Source organism: Microtetraspora sp. AC03309 (assembly GCF_020826795.1).
GTDB lineage: Bacteria > Actinomycetota > Actinomycetes > Streptosporangiales > Streptosporangiaceae > Microtetraspora > Microtetraspora glauca.
This window is the reverse complement of record NZ_JADDIL010000018.1, coordinates 49,685-68,856: the sequence shown is the minus strand read 5'-3', so window position 1 is coordinate 68,856 and position 19,172 is coordinate 49,685. Positions and strand designations below refer to the sequence as shown.

Genomic DNA, 19,172 nt, shown 5'->3' with positions numbered 1-19,172 from the left:
CTCGCTCAGGCCCGATAGGCGGTGAGGAACACGCGGACCCCTTCGTCCGCGAAGCGTTGGAGTTCTGCGGGCGTGTATCGCTCTTCGTCCCCGAAGAACATGGCCTTGTCCATCGGCTGGGCCAAGATCAGCCAGGCGAAGTGGCCGGCGGCCAGGGACGGATCGTCGATCCGCAACAGACCCCGGTCGGCCAGCTTCTGGAAGCAGTCGGCGAACGCGTCGATCATGCGTCCCGGCGCCCGCTGGTAATAGTCACGCGCCACCGCCGGAAAGCGGCCCGCCTCGGCGATGAGAAGCCTGCGCAGCCGCAGCGTCAGCGGCTGGATGACCACGGTGATGTATCGGCGGGCGAGCTCACCCAGGTCCTTCTCCAGACCCTCGGTGCCGGCGAGCTGGGCGACGACCTCGGTGAACTCGCTGACTCGGTCGGTCGCGCCAAGGACGATGTCGCGGAACAGCTGTTCCTTGTCGGTGAAGTTCTTGTAGACGGTCTGCTTGGACACCGCGGCGAGTGCGGCGACCTCGTCCATGCTGGTGCCCTGATAGCCGGCCGGCCCGCTCGCGGACGACCACACCGTGTACAACAACGACCGGCGGACGCCGTCGCGGCTGACCGACTCCGCGACCTTCGGCACCGGTGTCGTTCATCTGACTTATCAGCCCGAGCTTCACCCGTAGAAAGGCGACGATGATGAGATTCCGAGTCACACTCGAACTGGCCGGCAAGACCGCCACGGGGTTCCAGGTGCCCGACGAGGTCGTCGCCGACCTCGGAGCGGGCAAGCGGCCCCCCGTCCGCGTCACGATCAACGGTCACACCTACCGCTCGACCGTGGCGTCCATGGGCGGCAGGTACATGATCGGCATCAGTGCGGCGAACCGCGTGAGCGCGGGGGTCGCCGCAGGCGACGACGTCGTGGTGGACCTCGAACTCGACACCGAACCCCGTGAAGTAGCCGTGCCGGCCGATCTCGCCGAGGCACTCGACCGCGACGCCGACGCCAAGAGGTTCTTCGACACGCTCTCCTACAGCAAGAAGCAGTGGTTCGTTCTCTCCGTCGAGGGAGCCAAGAAGCCCGAGACCAGGCAGCGACGCCTCACCGAGACGATCGCCATGCTCAGGGACGGGCGTACCCGCTGACGGGCTCGGCCGTCATGAGTGGCTCGGCGGCCGAGGAAATCGCAAATTCCGGCCACATGCCGTCAGCCGGCGTCCGGGATGGCGGCCAGGTTGAGGATGTCGTTCTTGTCGCCCAGCTCGATCGTCTCTGTCATGCACGTCGTCGCGCCGGGGGACGGGGTCACCCCCGCCGACGCCATCAGCTTCCGGTCCTCTTCTCTCATCGGGACGCAGGTCCTCTTGGCCTTGATCTCGCCCGCGTTCCAGTAGAAGACCAGGGTGGGCGACGACGAGACGCCGCGCCCGTACGAGCCACCGGCCCCGTCCTTGGTGATCGCGCTGATCCCGGCGACCTTCCCGGTGTTCAGGTCGTAGAGCGCGGGACGTCCCTCGCTCAGCTGGACGAAGTGGCCGCCGTGGATCTCCAGCATGTGGGCGCGTCCGGGCAGCTGCTTTCCCTCCGTGCCGTCGGGCCGCATGGCGAAGACGTGTCCGTCGGATCCCTCGGATCCCTCGGATCCGCCGGACGTGCCGACGCACCACTCGGTGGCGCAGCGCAGGCCCGTCACGCCGGTAGGGGCGGTGATCGATCGTCGGGCGCCGGTCTCCAGGTTGACCAGCAGGCTCTGGTTCCTGTTCCGCCGCTCCTCGTCGGGGCCGGCGTCGCCCGGCACATCACGCGCCCACGGCCAGGAGGTCAGCCACAGCCCGTCCGTTCCCGCGATCCTCTCCGGCGCGCCCCCACTGATCGGCATGCGGTACACCCCGCCGGAACGGGGCGACCAGACGACGTGGTCCTTCGTCACCCCGATCCTGTCCACCGCAGCCAGGCCCCCGGCCACCTCGCCGACACGGATCGGGTCGCCGCCCTGGCGGGGGGCGACCCAGAAGTCGGCCCACGCGACGCCGTCGTTCGGCTTCGTGCCGTACCAGGCGATGTAGTCCTGGCCCACTTCGGCGTTCTGCTCGAAGTAGCCTTTTCCACCGGGAACTATCGTCGTGAGCACCCGTGCCTGCCCGGTCCTCGTGTCATAGACCTCGAAACGACCCGCCTTCTCGAACGACGCCTCCGCGGTGAGCAGGATCTCGGTGGGGCCGAGCGCGGTGACCGGCCGGTACCTGAAGCCGTCCGCGGCCTTCTTGGGGATCGTCGACACCGCCTCCGGCCACACCTCGCGGGCCGGACTCGGCCGCCCCTCGACGGTGGCGGGATCATCGACGGTGCCGGGAGCGGCCGAGGCCATCGGCCCGACCTCGTCCGTACGATCTCCACCGCGGACGACGGCCGTCCCTCCCAGGACGACGGCGACGACCCCGGCGGCGGCCAGGGCCGACTGGTAGCGCCTGCGCGTCCTGCGCCTTCGACGGGTCACCAGGCCCTGGCCGAGATCGACCGGCGGGGGCACGCTGTTCGCGGCCTTCCTCAGCATGCCGACGAGGTCCTGTTCGGTTCTCACACTTCCTCCATGTGCATCGCGCGGCGCTGGATCCGCAACTTGTCGAGGGCACGCGAGGCCTGGCTGCGTACGGTCCCCGGCGAGATGCCGAGGATTCTGGCGATCTCGGCGTCCGGGAGGTCCTCGTAGTAACGCAGCACGAGCACCGCCCGCTGTTTCGGCGGCAGCCCGCCGATCTCGGCCCACAGCCCCGCGTCGCCGTCGAGCCGCACGTCGGTGTAGCCGTGTTCGGGGGTGTCGGCCACCAGGCGTTCTCGCCGTCTTCGCCGCCACCAGCTGATGTGCTGGCGGGCCATGATCGTCCGGACGTAGCCCTCCGGGTCGTCCTTGCGGACCACGCGTTGCCAGGTGTCGCCGAGCCGCAGCAGCGCCTCCTGCACGAGGTCGGCCGCGTCGTCCGCGTTTCCGGTCAGCACGACGCCGTAGCGGAACAACGCGTCGCCTCGTACCCGGACGAATTCGTCGAAGGTGTGGTCCACGATCCCAGGGACGTCCGGTCGCCGCGTTTCGTTGCACCGTAATCAGATCGCCACGATCCACCTAAGCCGGTCGTCGCCGTCCGTTTTGCCGGGTATCGCTCGCTAACGAGGTGATCACATGGCGGAACCGTTGGCCCCGCTGCTGCCCGGCGGCGAGCCGGTCGAGTCGCTGCTGCGCGCCGCGCAGTTCTTCACGGTGGGCACGCCGTCGACGGACTACCGCGAGGTGCACCGCGAGGACGGCCGTGAGGCCGAGGAGTTCTACCGCGAGCGGTGGCGCCACGACAAGGTGGTGCGGTCGACGCACGGGGTGAACTGCACCGGCTCGTGCTCGTGGAAGGTCTACGTCAAGGACGGGATCATCACCTGGGAGACGCAGCAGGTCGACTATCCCTCGATCGGGGCGGACTCACCCGAGTACGAGCCGCGCGGTTGCCCGCGAGGGGCGGCGTTCTCCTGGTACACCTACTCGCCGTCCCGGGTGCGCTACCCGTACGTGCGCGGGCCCCTCCTCGAACTGTGGCGGGAGGCGCGGGAGCGGCTCGGCGACCCCGTCGAGGCGTGGGCGGAGATCACGGGCGACCCCGAACGCGCGGCCCGCTACAAGAACGCGCGGGGGAAGGGAGGGTTCGTCCGCTCGTCCTGGTCCGAGGTGAGCGAGCTGATCGCCGCCGCCCACGTGCACACGATCAGGACGTACGGCCCCGACCGGGTGGCGGGGTTCTCCCCCATCCCGGGGATGTCGCTGGTCTCCTACGCGGCGGGGACACGGTTCCTCTCGTTGATCGGCGGCACGATCCTGTCGTTCTACGACTGGTACGCCGACCTTCCGCTCGCCTCGCCGCAGGTCTACGGCGACCAGACGGATGTGCCGGAGTCAGGGGACTGGTGGAACGCGTCCTACCTGATGATCTGGGGGACCAACCTGCCGATCACCCGTACCCCGGACGCGCACTTCATGACCGAGGCGCGCTACCGGGGCCAGAAGGTCGTGGTGGTCTCCCCGGACTACTCCGACCACACCAAGTTCGCCGACGACTGGCTGGCCGCCCGTCCGGGCACCGACGGCGCGCTGGCCATGGCGATGGGGCACGTCGTCCTGTCCGAGTTCTTCCGCGACCGCCAGGTGCCCTACTTCACCGACTACGTCAAGACGTACACCGACCTGCCGCTCCTGGTGACGCTGGCCGAGCGCGGCGGCGCGTACGTGCCGGACCGGTTCCTGACCGCGGCCGACCTCGGCGACGCGGGTGAGGGCGCGGCGCACAAGATGGTGCTGCTCGACGCGGCGGACGGCACGCCGAAGGTGCCGGGCGGCTCGCTCGGCTTCCGCTTCGGCGAGGAGGGGAAGGGCCGCTGGAACCTCGACCTGGGCGGGATCGATCCGGTGCTCACGCTGTACGGCGGGCACACGGAGGCGGTTCCCGTCGATCTGCCCCGCTTCGACGTCGGCCCGACCGAGGGCGGCTCGGCCGTACGCCGCGGAGTGCCGGTGACGCGGGTCGCGGGTCGCCTGGTGACGACGGTCTTCGACCTCGTGATGGCGCACTACGCCGTGCGGCGCGACGGGCTTCCCGGGGAGTGGCCGGCCGGATACGACGATCCCGAGCCGTACACCCCGGCCTGGCAGGAGAAGATCACGTCGGTGCCGGCCGCGGCGGCGGCCCGGGTGGCCAGGGAGTTCGCCCGCAACGCCGAGATCTCCGAAGGCCGGTCGATGATCTGCATGGGAGGCGGCACCAACCAGTGGTGCCACTCCGACCAGACCTATCGGGCGTTCCTCACCCTGATCATGCTGTGCGGCTGCCAGGGCGTGAACGGCGGCGGCTGGGCGCACTACGTCGGGCAGGAGAAGATCCGCCCGCTCACCGGCTGGGCCCACCTCGCGTTCGCGCTCGACTGGCAGCGCCCGGCCAGGCAGATGGCCGCCACACCGTACTGGTACATGCACACCGACCAGTGGCGGTACGAGACGTTCGGCGCGGGAGAGCTCGCCAGCCCGCTCGGGCGCGGACTGTTCGCGGGGCGGTCCTTCGCCGACTGCGTCGCCCTGGCCCAGCGGCTGGGCTGGACGCCCGCGCAGCCGGCGTTCGACCGCAACCCGCTCGATCTCGCGGACGAGGCCGCGCGCGCCGGCCGCCCGGTCGGCGACCACATCGTGGACGAACTGCGATCGGGACGGCTGCGCTTCGCCGCCGAGGACCCCGACGACCCGCGCAACTTCCCGCGTGTGCTCACCCTATGGAGGGCCAACCTGTTCGGCTCGTCGGGCAAGGGCATGGAGTACTTCATGCGGCACCTGCTCGGCGCCGACGACGCCGTCCGGGCCGCGGAGTCACCGCCGGGCGTGCGCCCGGCCGAGGTGACCTGGCGCGACGCGGCACCTCGCGGCAAGCTCGACCTGCTCGTCACGCTCGACTTCCGGATGACCGGCACCTGCACCTACTCGGACGTGGTGCTGCCCGCCGCGACCTGGTACGAGAAGTACGACCTCTCGACCACGGACATGCACCCGTTCATCCACTCCTTCAATCCGGCCATCGCCCCTCCGTGGGAGGCGCGGTCGGACTTCGAGACGTTCGCGACGATCGCGCGGGAGGTGTCGCGGCTCGGCGCCGTCCACCTGGGCACCCGTACGGACGTGGTCGCCGCGCCGCTCATGCACGACACCCCGGACGAACTGGCCCAGCCGGGCGGCCGGGTGCTCGACTGGAAGGCCGGGGAGTGCGAGCCGGTTCCCGGCGTGACGATGCCCAAACTGATCACGGTCGAGCGGGACTACGGCGCCATCGCGGACAAGCTCGCGGCGCTCGGCCCGCTCGTCGACACCCTCGGCACCGCGACGAAGGGGATCTCCTGGGTGCCTGCCGCCGCCGTCGAGCAGCTCGGGCGCGACAACGGCCGGGTGCGAGCCGGAGCGGGCGACGGACGCCCCTCGCTGGCCCGCGACGTGCACATGGCCGAGGCGATCATGACGCTCTCCTGCAGCACCAACGGGCAGGTGGCCGCCCAGGCGTGGGACGCGCTGCGGGAGCGCACCGGGGTGAGCTTCGCCGACCTGGCGCGGGAGAGCGCGGGCCGCCGGATCACGTTCGCCGACACCCAGGTACAACCCAGGACCGTGTTCGCCTCCCCGGAGTGGTCGGGCATCGAGACGGGCGGACGCCGCTACTCGCCGTTCGTGCTGAACGTCGAGCGCAAGAAGCCGTGGCACACGCTGAGCGGGCGTATGCACTTCTTCCTCGATCACGACTGGCTCGTCGAGTACGGCGAGATGCTGCCGAACTACCGGCCGCCGCTCAACTACGCCCGGTTGTTCGGGCCGCAGGGGATCGAGGAGGAGAACCGCCCCGAGGTGACGGTGCGCTACCTCACCCCGCACTCCAAGTGGTCGATCCACTCCGAGTACCAGGACAACCTGCACATGTTGCGGTTGTTCCGCGGCGGCCCGGTCATCTGGATGAGCGATCGGGACGCCGCCAAGATCGACGTGGCCGACAACGACTGGATCGAGGCGTACAACCGCAACGGCGTGGTCGTCTGCCGGGCCGTGGTGACCCACCGGATGCCCGAGGGCACGGCGTTCATGTACCACGCCAAGGACCGGAACCTGATGACCCCCCAGTCGGAGATCTCCGGATGGCCCGGCGGGGCGGACAACTCGCTGACCCGGGTGCTCGTCAAGCCCACCCACATGATCGGCGGGTACGGCCAGCTGTCGTTCGCGTTCAACTACTACGGCCCGGCGGGGTTCCAGCGCGACGAGCTCGCGGTCATCCGCAGGCGGTCGCAGGAGGTGCGGTTCTGATGCGCATAATGGCGCAGGTCGCGATGGTGATGAACCTCGACAAGTGCATCGGCTGTCACACCTGCTCGGTGACCTGCAAGCAGGTCTGGACCAACCGGCCCGGCCTCGAATACGTCTACTTCAACAACGTCGAGACCAAGCCGGGCGTGGGCTACCCCAGGGGGTACGAGGACCAGGACCGGTGGCGGGGCGGCTGGACCCTGGACACGAAGGGACGGCTCCAGCTCAAGGCGGGCGGCCGGGTGCGCCGCCTGCTGCAGATGTACTACAACCCCGACCTGCCGTCGATCGACGACTACGGCGAGCCGTGGACCTACGATTACGGCACCGTCATCGACGCGCCGCTCGGCACGCCCAACCCCAGCGCGCACTCGATCTCCACGCTCACCGGGCGGGGCATGCGCATCCGGTGGGGCAGCAACTTCGACGACGACCTCGCGGGCGCGCCCGAGCACGCGCCGAGCGACCCGAACCTCGCCGGGATCGAGGAACGGGTGCGGATGGAGTTCGAGCAGGTCTTCATGTTCTACCTGCCGCGCATCTGCGAGCACTGCCTGAACCCGTCGTGCGTGGCCTCGTGCCCCTCGGGGGCGATGTACAAGCGGGCCGAGGACGGCATCGTCCTCGTCGACCAGAACCGGTGCCGGGGCTGGCGGTTCTGCGTGTCGGGCTGCCCGTACAAGAAGGTGTACTTCAACTACAAGACCGGCAAGGCCGAGAAGTGCACGTTCTGCTTTCCTCGGATCGAGGCCGGCCAGCCGACGATCTGCTCGGAGACCTGCGTCGGCCGGCTCCGCTATCTCGGGCTGCTCCTCTACGACGCGGACGCGGTGCTCGGCGCGGCGACCACCCCCGACCCGCAGGACCTCTACGAGGCGCAACTCTCGGTGTTCCTCGACCCCGAGGACCCCGCGATCCGGGCGGAGGCGGCACGCCAGGGCATCCCGGACGACTGGATCGAGGCGGCCCGCCGCTCCCCCGTCCACGCGCTGGCCGTACGCCACCGGGTGGCGCTGCCGTTGCATCCGGAGTTCCGTACGCTGCCCATGGTCTGGTACATCCCGCCGCTCTCGCCGGTCGCCGACGTCGTGCACGCCGAGGGATACGACCCCGCCGACCCCGACCGGGTCTTCGCCACCATCGACTCGCTGCGCGTACCCGTCGAGTATCTGGCCAACCTCTTCACCGCGGGCAGGGCGGAGACCGTACGCCTGGTGCTGCGCAGGCTCGCCACGGTGCGTGCGGTCATGCGGGCCGTACAGCTCGGCCGGGACCCCGGCGAGGATCTGCCGCGCTCGGTCGGCATGACCGCGGAGGACGTCGACGACCTGTACCGCCTGCTGGCGATCGCCAAGTACGAGGAGCGCTACGTCATCCCGCAGGTCCACGCCGAGGACGCCGGCGCGCTGACCGCCCAGCATCAGCAGCTCTTCTGCAGCCTCGACGGGGAAGGCGGCCCCGGCATGGGCGGTCAGGGATACCCGCCTCCGGCGGGGAATCCGGCCGGGGGACCGCCCATGTTCCGCGGGGACGACGGGCGGCCGCGCGCCAACCTGCTCGGCTGGGACGGCACCGGCGACCCGTCGCGCCTGTTCCCCAGGAAGGACCCGTTTCCCGGGAAGGACCCGTTCCCTGGGGAGGAGGCGACATGACCGGCGCGGAGCACGCGTTCAAGCTCGCGTCGGTGCTGCTGCAGTACCCGACCATGGCGCTGTTCACGGGCATCGACCGGCTCGACGAGGCCGGACGCGCCGCGCCCAGGGCGGCGCGCGAGGAGTTCGCCGCCTTCCTCGCCTGGCTGCGGGCGACCCCTCCGGGCGAGGTGGCCGGGCACTACGTCGACACCTTCGATCTGCGCCGCCACTCCGCGCTCTACCTGACCTACTACCGGTACGGCGACACGCGCAGGCGCGGTACGGCGATGCTCGCGTACAAGGCCGCCTACCGCCGCGCGGGGTTCCACCCGCCGGACGCCGAGCTGCCCGACTTCGTTCCGCTCGTGCTCGAATTCGCCGCACTCAGCCGGGAGGGCGTCGCGCTGCTGCGCCGCCGCCGCGCCGACCTCGACCTGCTCCGCCGGGCGCTCGGCTCGGTGGAGACACCGTACGCGCACGTCGTGGAGGCGGTCTGCGCGCTACTGCCGAAGCTGCGGCGCGGGGAGCTCGAAGCCGTGCGCGCGCTGTGGGAGAGCGGCCCGCCCACCGAGGAGGTCGGCCTGGAGCCGTTCGCGCCGCCGGAGTACCTCTCGGGACAGGAGCGACGACCATGACCGACGCGAGCACCCTGGACGTGTTCTGGTGGGTCGTCCTGCCGTACGTCGCGATGACCGTCTTCGTCGTCGGCCACGTCTGGCGGTGGCGGTACGACAGGTTCGGCTGGGACTGCTACTCGACCGAACTCCTGGAGCGTCGCCTGCTCAAGTGGGGCGCGCCGCTCTTCCACTACGGGGCGTTCGCCGCGATCCTCGGCCACGTCATGGGGATCCTCGTGCCCGCGTCGGTCACCCACGCCATCGGCATACCGGAGGTCGTCTACCGGTGGTTCTCGGCCGTGGGCGGCGCGCTGGCCGCGCTCGTCGTCATCGTGGGCATCGCGATCCTCGCGAGCCGCCGGATGCTGGTCCCGCGCGTCAAGGCCACCACCGCGACGATCGACTACGTGGCGCTCGTCATGCTGCTGATCATCGTGCTCACCGGGGTCGCCCCCACCATCGGGTGGAACCTCTTCGGTCCCGGATACAACTACCGGCTCACCGTCGGCCCCTGGTTCCGCGGCCTTTTCACCGGATCACCCGACATCGGGGCCATGACGACCGCTCCGGTGATCTACCAGCTCCACGCGACGGCTGCGTGGGCCCTCTGGGCGGTCTGGCCGTTCAGCCGCCTGGTCCACGCCTGGAGCTTCCCGCTGTGGTACCTGTGGCGGCCGTTCGTCGTCTACCGCAGCCGGGGCGCCATCGTGCCTCCCGAGCCCGGCACCACGGGCCGCAGATGGCGCAAGATCGGCGGGCCGGCCTGAGGTGCGCCGCCCGAGCCTGAGCGACGTGCGGGCGGCGGCGGTCCGCGACCTGTCCCCGGCCTACTTCGCCATGGTGATGGCGACGGGGATCGTGTCGATCGACATGCGCGCGATGCGCCTGCCCGTGCTGTCCGCCGCGTTGCTCTGGGTGGGAGCGGCGGGCTACGCCGTCCTGCTCGTGCTGTACGCGTGGCGGCTGCTGGCCTGCCGGGCGGAGATGGTCCGCGACCTGCGGGACCCCGGGCGGGCGTTCGGGTTCTTCACCTTCACCGCAGGCACGAACGTGCTCGGCACCCGGCTTGCCATGGAGGGTCGCACCGGCACCGCCGCCGTGCTGCTCGCCGTCGGCGCGGCCAGCTGGGTCCTCTTCAGCTATCTCGTGCCGTGGGCCGCCCTGCTGAGCCGGGACGGGACGAAGGCCATCGCGGGGGCCAACGGAACCTGGTTCGTCTGGGTGGTCGGCGGCCAGTCCGTCGCGGTGCTCGCCGCGACGCTGGAGCCCGCCGCGAGCGGGTGGCGGGACGAGCTGGCGCTGCTCGCCGTCATGACCTGGTCGATCTCCATCTGGCTCTATCTGGCGGTCGCGATCGTCGTGGCGTTCCGGTTGATGCTCTTCGAGATGGGGCCCCGCGATCTCACGCCGCCCTACTGGGTCGCGATGGGCGCCACCGCGATCAGCGTCGTCGCCGGAGCCCAGATCTCGAACATGAGAGGGGCGTCCGCGGCCGCGGTGGCGCACGACCTCTCCGTGCACGTGAGCCTGCTCTTCTGGTCGTTCGGAAGCTGGATCTTCGTCGGCCTGATCATCGCGGGCTGGTGGCGGCACATCTGGTCCGGCGTCCCGCTCAGGTACGGGCCGGGACTGTGGAGCATGGTCTTCCCTCTCGGCATGTACGGGGCCGCGTCGCACAACCTCGGAACCGTCGCCGGTCTGCCCATCCTGGTGACCATCGGTGACATCGAGGTGTGGTTCGGGCTCCTGGCCTGGCTGCTCACCTTCGGCGCGATGGCGGTCCACCTCGCCGGCGGGTTCCGCGCCCTCGGGCGGCCACCCGATCAGGACGGCCGGACGCCCGGCTGACACCGGCCGATGCGTACAGGTATGAGGTGATGAATGTCCGAGTCAGCGGACTCGGCCTGGTTTAGTCTCACGGTCGTGACGATCAGGAACTCGCATTGCTCCTTCTGCGGCGCGGCCTTCGCACCCGGCCAGGCGTGGCCGCGCTCATGCTCGGGCTGCGCGAACACCAGCTACCTCAACCCGCTGCCGGTCGCGGTGATGGTGCTGCCGGTGGACGACGGCCTGCTGGTGGTGCGCCGTGACGTCGAGCCGCACCGTGGCGGTCTCGCCCTGCCCGGCGGCTTCATCGACATGGGCGAGTCCTGGCAGCAGGCGGCCGTCCGGGAGCTCCGCGAGGAGACGGGCGTCGTCGTCGAGGCCGACGACATGCGGCTCTTCGACGTGCTCAGCGCTCCCGACGGCACGGTGCTGGTCTTCGCCCTCGGGCCGCGTACCGGCTCGGCCGGCCTCCCGCCGGTCGTCGCCACGGCCGAGACGTCGGAGTGGCTGCTGATCGACGGACCGCGGGAGCTGGCGTTCCCGCTGCACACCCGGATCGTCTCGGAGTTCTTCCGGTCGCGCCGAGAAGCGTGACCGCGAGCGGTCAGGACGGGGTCCAGTACTTCTGGAGGATCCTCTCCAGCCGCCGTACCACCGCAGTCCATGTGCCGGGCAGCGTGTAGCGGTCGGCGCGGTGGCCTCGGTACGCCAGCGTGTATTTGATGAAGTCGGCTCCCGGCGGCCGCGCCTCGGAGCGGCCGACGCGCAGATGCCTCAGGTCCGCGCGCAACCCGCGCATCTCACCGCCGGTGAGGCATCGGGCCACGGCCGGTCCCGTACGGCGGCTGAGCCGGACGCATCCGTCGGTGTACACGGTCACGCGGTCGTCGAGGCCCGCGAAGCCGCCCTGCTCGCGGAGCTGCACCAGGACCTTCTTCTGCGTGGTCACCGCCTGCGCCGACGACGTCATGGACGCCCCAAGAACCAGGACGAGTGCCGCCAGAAGCGCGATTCGCCACATCCTCATACTTCTATGACGTACCGGATCGGCGATCGGCTCACGCCCGCGTGTCACGGAACGCGAATCGGCCCACAAGTCAAAAGGTGGGGCTTGCCTCACCTTTTTCTGGGATGTCCTGGTCATGTCGTCGAGCGGTACCGATCTCTACGGTTGACGCATGACCACTCCCTGGGACCGGATCCGCGATCACTGGTCGGCGCGGACCTGGCTCCGCACCATCCACGTGACGACGGGTGTCCCGATGGCGCTCCTGACCGCGGGAGCGATCTCTGGACTGGCCGTGGCGTCGGTCGCGCTGATCTGGACGGTCGTCGTCCCCCTGGTCGCGCTGCTGGTTCTCACCCGGGTGGTCCCGCTGTTCACCTGGCTGCAGCGTTCCCGGTTCGCCGCCTTCCTCGACCTGGACATCCCCCCGATGCCGCGTATCCCCCGGAACAGGAACCCGCTCAGGAGGCTGCTCGCGGACGCGCGGTCGAGCGGCATGTGGCGGCAGATCGCCTATCACCTGGTGGTCGCACCGCTGGTCGGCGGAGTGGGGTTCCTCGGCGGTGTCGTCTCGTGGTCGGCGTGCCTGGTCGCGGCCGTCGTCGCCGTACAGCTCCAGATGGCGGGCGGAGGATGGATCGCCGCGCTGCCCGCGGCGGGCGCGCTGCTGCTGTTCGTGGTGGTGCCGTGGCTGCTCCGGGGCATCACCGCGCTCGACGCGGTCGCGGCCAGGTCACTGCTCGGCCCCAGCCGGAACGACGAGCTGGCCCGGCGGGTGGAGACGCTGCGGGAGAGCCGGGCCGAGGTGGTCGAGGCCGCCGACGCGGAACGCCGCCGGATCGAACGCGACCTGCACGACGGCACACAGCAGCGGCTCGTGTCACTCGCGCTGAACCTCGGCATGGCCCGTGCCACTCTCACCGACCTGCCCGAGCCCGCCCGCCAGGTGATCGTGCGGTCACACGAGGACGCCAAGCAGGCGTTGAAGGAGCTGCGCGACGTCGTCCAGGGGCTGCACCCGGCCGTACTGAACGACCAGGGCCTGGACGCGGCGCTGTCCGGTCTCGCGGCGCGGGCCCCCTTCCCCGTACGGCTCAGCGTCGACGTGTCCGAACGCGCCTCTCCCGTGATCGAGGCGGTGGCGTTCTTCGTCGTCTCCGAAGCGCTGACCAACATCGCCAAGCACGCGCGGGCCTCCGGCGCCGACGTCGCGGTACGGCGCGACGGCGACGTGCTCCGCCTCGTCGTACGCGACGACGGCCGCGGGGGTGCCGAGCCGTCCAAGGGGTCGGGCCTGCGCGGCCTCGCGCAACGGACAGGATCGGTGGACGGGACCCTGCGCATCGAGAGCCCGAGCGGTGGTCCGACGACGATAGAGGTGGAGCTGCCGTGCGTGTAGTGCTCGCCGAGGACTCGGTCCTCCTCAGGGAAGGGCTCGTCTGGGTCCTCGGGTCGGCCGGCATCGAGGTCGTGGCGGCGGTGGCCGACGCCGAAGGGCTGCTGCGTGCGGTGGACGACCACGAACCCGATCTCGTCGTCACCGACGTGCGGATGCCGCCGTCGCACACCGACGAGGGCCTGCGCGCGGCGCTGCTGCTGCGGCACCGGCGGCCCGAGCTGCCGATCCTCGTGCTCTCGCAGTACGTCGAGGAACGCTACGCCACCCGGTTGTTGTCCATGGCGACGACCGGCATCGGCTATCTGCTCAAGGACCGGGTGGCCGACGTCGCCGAGTTCCTGGACTCGCTCCGGCGGGTCGCCGCCGGCGGCACGGCCCTGGACCCCGAGGTGGTCGCCCAGCTGTTGCTGCGCCGGCACAGCGATCCGCTGGACCTGCTGACCCGCAGGGAGTACGAGGTGCTCGCGCTGATCGCGGAGGGACGGTCCAACGCCGGCATCGCCGAGGCCCTCGTCGTCTCCGAGAGCGCGGTCGGCAAGCACATCAACAACATCTTCGCCAAGCTCGGCCTCTCCGGCGTCGAGAAAGACCACCGCCGGGTGCTGGCCGTACTGCGATTCCTCAAGATTTGAGAAACGACATGATGCGAAGAAAGGTGCGTACCGGGTGGATCGCCGCCGGTGCGGCGCTGACCGTGTTCGCGGTGGCCGGGATGGCGCTGGCGGCCTGGTCGGAGATCCGCGTCCCCCGCGACTACGACTTCTCCTTTCCCGGCTCCTACGACTCGTCGGTCCTCGACGAGAGCAGGACCGAGACGAGGACCGTGACGTACGCGATCACGACGCACCGGATCACCGTGGACGTACGGGGGGCGGTCACCGTGCGGGTCGCTCCCGGCGACGCCGGGAGTCTCACCGTCCGGCGGGAGACCACCTGGCGCGGCGAGGCGCCCTCGACGCACGAGACCTGGGAGTCCGGGAAGACGCTGCGCCTCGCCGTCACGTGCGGGAAGAGCCTGTGGCAGGCCGAGTCCGACTGCCGGACCGACGTCGCCCTGAGCGTGCCGCCGGATGTCGACGTCCTGGTGACGACACCCGAATGGACCATGCCGTGCCCACCCGCCGCGGCCGTGCTGACCTGCGGACCCGCGTCACGCGACCCGTCTCCGGAAGCCACCCGATGAGGTCGGCGTTCACGCGAGATCGGCCTTCACGTGCGGGAACCGCGCCGTGCCACACCTCCACGCGGGTACGCGCTACCGCAATAGCGGTCATTCGTAATGATGGGCACCGGCCGGTCAGTAATGGGGTAAGTTACCCGATCATGGATCGGCCGTTCGTGCAGGCGCCGCCGTACCGGAGGGCGTCCGCGAGCCGTTGGGCTGGAGGTCGAAGGGCGTGAACGCGGACAGAGCCGCGTGGGAACAGCGCAGCGCACTACGGGTGGTCTCCCCTGTCGCGCCGCGCAAGCTGGCGAAGGTTCCCTTCGTCGAACTGGCGGACGGGCGGCTGCAGGGCGTCGTGTCGAGCGGTTCGGACATCGAGCGGGTGTACGTCTCGTCGTTCACCGCCGGGACCCACGCGTACAGCTGCAGCACCAACAACAACCGGCCGTGCGGCGCCCTGCCGTCGGGCAGCTCGCCGTGCAAGCACCTGCACCTGCTCGCCGCCGAGGCCGTGCTGCAGTACGGCCTCGATCGGGTGGCCCGCTACCTGCGCGTCGACGTCGGCGACGGCGCGTCGTCCGGCGCCGACCTGGTGAGCCGCATGGACGGCCAGGTCGAGCGCGCTCCGGCGGCCATGGTGTTCAGCCGCTTCCTGCGCCACCTGAACTACCTTGAGGTGCCCGACACGACCGTGCCCATCCCCGAAATGCACTGGTTCCCGGCGTTGGGGGCGGTCCGCTGATGATTGGCGTGCAACTCGCCGAACTGCTCGACGCTCCCCTGCCCGGGGTCGACGAGGCACTCGACCTGGTGGCGGGCTTCGACGACGCCCTCGTCCACGGATTCGCCCGGCTCGGTGAGGATCGCGCCATGGCGCTGTCCGCGCTGGCCGGCGCCCTGGCGGCCACGCCGCTCGGCGTGCGGGCGGGCGAGGCGGCCGAGAAGATCATCGCCGGTTCGGCCACCGACGAGCATCTGACCCCGCTGGCCGGCGGGCGCACCGCGTTGTTCGGCGCGGTGCACGACGCCCTGCTCACCCGCCTCGACACCGCGCTGGGACGGACCAGGGTGGCGTGGGAGGAGTCGCCGTCCACGACGGCGCCGAGCGCGGACAACCTGCTCAGCGGGTGCCGGTCCTGGCTGAACGAGCTGGCCATCACCGGGTGGCGGGGTGTCGGCCACGACCTCGTCTCCGCCGCGGACCAGACGATCGAGGCCCTGCTGGCCGTACCCGATCTGCGCCGGCAGGCGGTGCTGCTCGACGGCCTGGCGGCCGAGCTGCGGGCGTCGAGCCCGGTCGGGACGATGGATCGGCTGCCCGCCCGACGCTGGGCCGACCTGTGGACGCGCGCCCTGCTGCTGTCGCGGCCCGGCGGCGGGCACAGTGGTTCCGAGCCCTCGGGATCGGTGTCGGGACGGCTGCTGATCCTCGGCGTCGACGTCCACGAGCACGGCACCGCGGTGCAGATCCAGGTCCACGGCATCCTGGAGTCCGCCGGAACGCCGCCCCGGCTGGTACGCGCGAGCGTCGCCGCCCCGAAGGTGGACACCATCGTCGGTCCGGCCCTCTGGCGGCTGCCGCACCGGTACCCGGTGCTGCTCGGCGCGCTGGCCGAGCAGCGCAGCCTGGACATCACGGACATGCCCCTCCTGGACAGCGGCGATCTGGTGTGGCACGACGACCGGGCCGGCGCGGGCGAGCCCGCCGACCCGTTCGCCACCGCGCGGGTCCTGCTCGCCGGCGCGCTCGCCCCCGCGGTGCCTCCCCTGGACCGCCATCCGGTACGGATCTCCGAACCCGTGCTGGTGGAGGGCTACACGACGGCGACCGAAGGCGGGGCGGTCACGCTGGACCTCGGCGGGCACACCCTCGCCGTCGACGTCGACCGGCTGCCGACCTGCGGCCCGCTCACACCAGAACTGGTGGCCGCCTCCACGGCGTGCCTCGGCCTGATCCGCTGGGACGGCGGCTGGACTCTGCAGCCCCTCGCGGTGCAGGCGACGGTCAAGCGCAAGCCGGTGACGGCGCACAACGGCGACTGGGCGCTGGGCCCCACCGATCCCAAGGTGGTGAAGGCGGAGGCCAAGGCCGGTGACGCCGTCGCCGTACTGCGCGAGCGAGCCGGACGGCTCCTGAGACGATGAGCACCCCCCTGAACGACCCCCGGACCGACCCCCGGGTCAGTGCCGACGAGAACCGGCGTCAGGTGCTCTACTGGCGCCTGCTCGCGCGGCTGTTCGACCCCGAAGAGCAGCCCTCGTTGGAGACGGCCAGTGTGGCCATCGTCGACGACCTCGGGTTGCCGCCCGCGCTGCTCGATCCGTCCGTGTCGGTGGACAACCTCGTGCAGCGGTTCCCCGACCTGGGCGCCGAACTGCGGGGCCTGATGGTGCAGCAGGACGACGCCCCGGAAAGCACGCCCTCAGAAAGCGCCCCCGCGTCCCCCGAGGGTGTCGGTACGGACGAGGTACGCCGGGCGGCCCTGGTGTCGAAGCTGCTGCTCAACGTGTTCTCGACCGGGACGGGCTCCGTCACCGCCACCGAGCTGGCCCGCTGGCAGCAGGACGCCGGATGGTTCGAGCAGGCGCTCGGCTGCGAGCCGGGCCAGCTGCGCTCCCACCCCGGCGGGAACGAGCTGGCCGGTGTGCTCGCCGGGCTGGAGGGCGACCTCGTCCGCCGGATGCGGCTGCGCGAGGTGCTGGCCGACCCGGCGCTGGCGAAGCGGTTGACACCGAGCATGTCGCTCATCGAGCAGTTGCTACGGGACAAGGCCAACCTGTCGGGGATCGCGCTGGCCAACGCCAAGGCGCTGATCCGCAGGTTCGTCGACGAGGTCGCCGAGGTGCTGCGCACCCAGGTCGAGAAGACGAGCGTCGGCACCATCGACAGGTCGGTGCCGCCGAAGCGGGTGTTCCGCAACCTCGACATCGAACGCACGATCTGGAAGAACCTCACCAACTGGAGCCCCGAGGACGAGCGGCTCTACGTGGACCGGCTGTTCTACCGGCACACGGCCCGGCGGACCACCCCGGCCAAGATGATCGTGGTGGTCGACCAGTCGGGGTCGATGGTCGACTCGATGGTGAACTGCACCATCCTGGCGTCGATCTTCGCCGGGCTGCCCAAGGTGGACGTGCATCTGGTCGCGTACGACACCCGGGCGATCGACCTGACCCCGTGGGTGCACGACCCGTTCGAGGTGTTGCTCCGTACGACGCTCGGCGGCGGCACCGACGGCACCGTCGCGATGTCCGTCGCCCGGCCCAAGATCACCGATCCGCGCAACACCGTGATGGTGTGGATCTCCGACTTCTACGACAACCGATCGTTGCTGACCGACTTCCAGTCGGTGCACCGCTCTGGGGTGAAGTTCATCCCGGTCGGCTCGGTGAACAGCTCCGGGCACCAGAGCGTGGACCCGTGGTTCCGCCAGCACCTCAAGGACCTGGGCACGCCCGTGATCTCGGGCCACATCCGCAAACTCGTGTTCGAGCTGAAGAGCTTCCTCACCTAGGAGACCCGCAAGTGACCGATGACCTGCTGCGTGCCCCCGCCGAGGTCAAGTACGCCGAAGAGCTCGACTGGCTGGAGTCCGTCGACGACGGTCCCAAGCCGTTCTCGTGGCGGCTCAGCCCCCGCATGGTGCGGCTGTTCGTGCTCGGGTCCGAGCGCTCCGACGGGCTGGACCGCGAGATCTCGCAGAAGTGGTTCGGCGACCGCAGCTTCGTCGAACGCAGCATCGTGACCCTGGCGTCGGATCGCGGCCTGCTGCTGATCGGCGACCCGGGCACCGGGAAGAGCTGGCTCGCCGAGCTGCTCTCGGCCGCGATCTGCCGCACGTCGACCCTTGTCGTCCAGGGCACCGCGGGCACCACCGAGGACCACATCAAGTACTCGTGGAACGTCTCCATGGTGATCGCCCGCGGGCAGTCCCGCGAGTCGATGATCCCCTCACCGATCATGACCGCGATGGAGCAGGGCATGATCGGACGCTTCGAGGAGCTGACCCGGGCGACCAGCGACGTGCAGGACGCGCTGATCTCCATCCTCTCCGAGAAGTACGTGTCGATCCCCGAGCTGGACGACGACAGCATCGTGTTCGCCCAGCCCGGTTTCTCGATCATCGCAACGGCCAACAGCCGGGACCGGGGCGTGAACGACCTCTCGTCGGCTCTGAAGCGGCGGTTCAACTTCGTCCGGATCCCCGTGGTGACGAACCGGCGCAGCGAGGCGGAGATCGTCCGGTTCCGCACCACCGAGCTGCTGCGCCGCCACCAGATCGAGCTGGACCTGCCGCCCACGTTGCTGGACATCCTGCTGCAGAGTTTCGCCGACCTGCGCGCCGCGGCGGCGTCGGCCACCAGCGACGACGAGAAGCTGGAGTCGGCGCTGTCCACGGCCGAGCAGATCGGCGTGCTGGAGGACGCCATCCTGCACAGCCACTTCTTCGGCGACCGCACGCTGCGCGCGGAGACGCTGGCGGGATCCCTGGTGGGCTCGCTGGCCCGCCGCAGCCCGGAGGACCTGGCCATCCTGAACAAGTACTGGCACGGCGTCATCGAGCCCCGCAGCAAGCAGGACGGCGGCCCGTGGCAGGACTTCCTCGAAGGCGGCCGCCAGGCGATCGCCACACTCTCCTGACCATTCCTGGGAAGTCCC

Annotated in this window: 18 protein-coding genes; 14 read left to right on the top strand and 4 right to left on the bottom strand. The window is 70.4% G+C overall.

Annotated elements, in window-relative coordinates:
- Positions 1-5 precede the first annotated feature (5 nt).
- Complete coding sequence (locus IMZ11_RS13025) at positions 6-635, bottom strand: TetR/AcrR family transcriptional regulator (RefSeq protein ID WP_228641124.1); 630 nt, start codon at positions 633-635, stop codon at positions 6-8.
- Positions 636-688: 53 nt separating this feature from the next.
- Between IMZ11_RS13025 and IMZ11_RS13020 the strand changes: the two genes are divergently transcribed.
- Positions 689-1,141 (top strand): YdeI/OmpD-associated family protein, encoded by a 453-nt coding sequence (locus IMZ11_RS13020; protein ID WP_228641122.1) that lies wholly within the window; start codon positions 689-691, stop codon positions 1,139-1,141.
- A 62-nt stretch (positions 1,142-1,203) separates the two neighbouring features.
- Here the strand turns inward: IMZ11_RS13020 and IMZ11_RS13015 are convergent, their stop codons facing one another.
- Entirely contained in the window at positions 1,204-2,577 is a 1,374-nt protein-coding gene (locus IMZ11_RS13015) for a hypothetical protein (protein WP_228641120.1), read from the bottom strand.
- Entirely contained in the window at positions 2,574-3,056 is a 483-nt protein-coding gene (locus IMZ11_RS13010; protein ID WP_228641118.1) for a SigE family RNA polymerase sigma factor, read from the bottom strand. The genes IMZ11_RS13015 and IMZ11_RS13010 overlap by 4 nt, the downstream gene beginning before the upstream one ends.
- A gap of 118 nt (positions 3,057-3,174) precedes the next feature.
- On the opposite strand from IMZ11_RS13010, the gene IMZ11_RS13005 reads away from it, so the two are divergent.
- The 6 genes from IMZ11_RS13005 to IMZ11_RS12980 all read left to right on the top strand — a co-directional run bounded on the left by IMZ11_RS13005 (position 3,175) and on the right by IMZ11_RS12980 (position 11,536).
- The gene (locus tag IMZ11_RS13005; RefSeq protein WP_228641116.1) at positions 3,175-6,864 is read left to right on the top strand and encodes a nitrate reductase subunit alpha; all 3,690 of its coding nucleotides are present in this window, start codon (positions 3,175-3,177) and stop codon (positions 6,862-6,864) included.
- Entirely contained in the window at positions 6,864-8,516 is a 1,653-nt protein-coding gene (gene narH / locus IMZ11_RS13000) for a nitrate reductase subunit beta (RefSeq protein ID WP_228641113.1), read from the top strand. Before IMZ11_RS13005 ends, narH begins: the two co-directional genes overlap by 1 nt.
- A complete protein-coding gene (gene narJ, locus IMZ11_RS12995) occupies positions 8,513-9,133 on the top strand; it encodes a nitrate reductase molybdenum cofactor assembly chaperone (protein WP_228641111.1) in 621 nt (206 codons plus the stop codon). The genes narH and narJ overlap by 4 nt, the downstream gene beginning before the upstream one ends.
- Complete coding sequence (gene narI, locus IMZ11_RS12990) at positions 9,130-9,882, top strand: respiratory nitrate reductase subunit gamma (protein ID WP_061259852.1); 753 nt, start codon at positions 9,130-9,132, stop codon at positions 9,880-9,882. Before narJ ends, narI begins: the two co-directional genes overlap by 4 nt.
- A gap of 25 nt (positions 9,883-9,907) precedes the next feature.
- Complete coding sequence (locus IMZ11_RS12985) at positions 9,908-10,963, top strand: tellurite resistance/C4-dicarboxylate transporter family protein (protein WP_228641109.1); 1,056 nt, start codon at positions 9,908-9,910, stop codon at positions 10,961-10,963.
- 75 nt (positions 10,964-11,038) lie between these two features.
- On the top strand, positions 11,039-11,536 hold the full coding sequence (locus IMZ11_RS12980) for an NUDIX domain-containing protein (RefSeq protein WP_228641107.1): 498 nt from the start codon (positions 11,039-11,041) through the stop codon (positions 11,534-11,536).
- A 10-nt stretch (positions 11,537-11,546) separates the two neighbouring features.
- On the opposite strand, the gene IMZ11_RS12975 is transcribed toward IMZ11_RS12980, so the two are convergent.
- Positions 11,547-11,969 (bottom strand): hypothetical protein, encoded by a 423-nt coding sequence (locus IMZ11_RS12975; protein WP_228641105.1) that lies wholly within the window; start codon positions 11,967-11,969, stop codon positions 11,547-11,549.
- Between the two features lie 151 nt (positions 11,970-12,120).
- On the opposite strand from IMZ11_RS12975, the gene IMZ11_RS12970 reads away from it, so the two are divergent.
- The 7 genes from IMZ11_RS12970 (at position 12,121) to IMZ11_RS12940 (ending at position 19,154) form a co-directional block, all read left to right on the top strand.
- Positions 12,121-13,347 carry a sensor histidine kinase gene (locus tag IMZ11_RS12970; RefSeq protein WP_228641103.1) on the top strand — a complete coding sequence of 409 codons (1,227 nt, stop codon included), beginning with the start codon at positions 12,121-12,123 and terminating at the stop codon, positions 13,345-13,347.
- Positions 13,338-13,979: a response regulator transcription factor gene (locus IMZ11_RS12965; RefSeq protein ID WP_228641101.1), complete on the top strand. Its 642-nt coding sequence runs from the start codon at positions 13,338-13,340 to the stop codon at positions 13,977-13,979. Before IMZ11_RS12970 ends, IMZ11_RS12965 begins: the two co-directional genes overlap by 10 nt.
- Before the next feature lie 8 nt (positions 13,980-13,987).
- Positions 13,988-14,530, top strand: a complete 543-nt coding sequence (locus tag IMZ11_RS12960) for a hypothetical protein (RefSeq protein WP_228641100.1) — start codon at positions 13,988-13,990, stop codon at positions 14,528-14,530.
- A gap of 214 nt (positions 14,531-14,744) precedes the next feature.
- Positions 14,745-15,254 carry a hypothetical protein gene (locus IMZ11_RS12955; RefSeq protein WP_228641098.1) on the top strand — a complete coding sequence of 170 codons (510 nt, stop codon included), beginning with the start codon at positions 14,745-14,747 and terminating at the stop codon, positions 15,252-15,254.
- Positions 15,254-16,657: a hypothetical protein gene (locus IMZ11_RS12950; RefSeq protein WP_228641096.1), complete on the top strand. Its 1,404-nt coding sequence runs from the start codon at positions 15,254-15,256 to the stop codon at positions 16,655-16,657. Before IMZ11_RS12955 ends, IMZ11_RS12950 begins: the two co-directional genes overlap by 1 nt.
- Positions 16,654-18,027 carry a VWA domain-containing protein gene (locus IMZ11_RS12945; protein WP_228641094.1) on the top strand — a complete coding sequence of 458 codons (1,374 nt, stop codon included), beginning with the start codon at positions 16,654-16,656 and terminating at the stop codon, positions 18,025-18,027. Before IMZ11_RS12950 ends, IMZ11_RS12945 begins: the two co-directional genes overlap by 4 nt.
- An 11-nt stretch (positions 18,028-18,038) precedes the next feature.
- Positions 18,039-19,154, top strand: coding sequence for an AAA family ATPase (locus IMZ11_RS12940; protein WP_061259844.1), 1,116 nt, complete (start codon positions 18,039-18,041; stop codon positions 19,152-19,154).
- Positions 19,155-19,172: the final 18 nt, after the last annotated feature.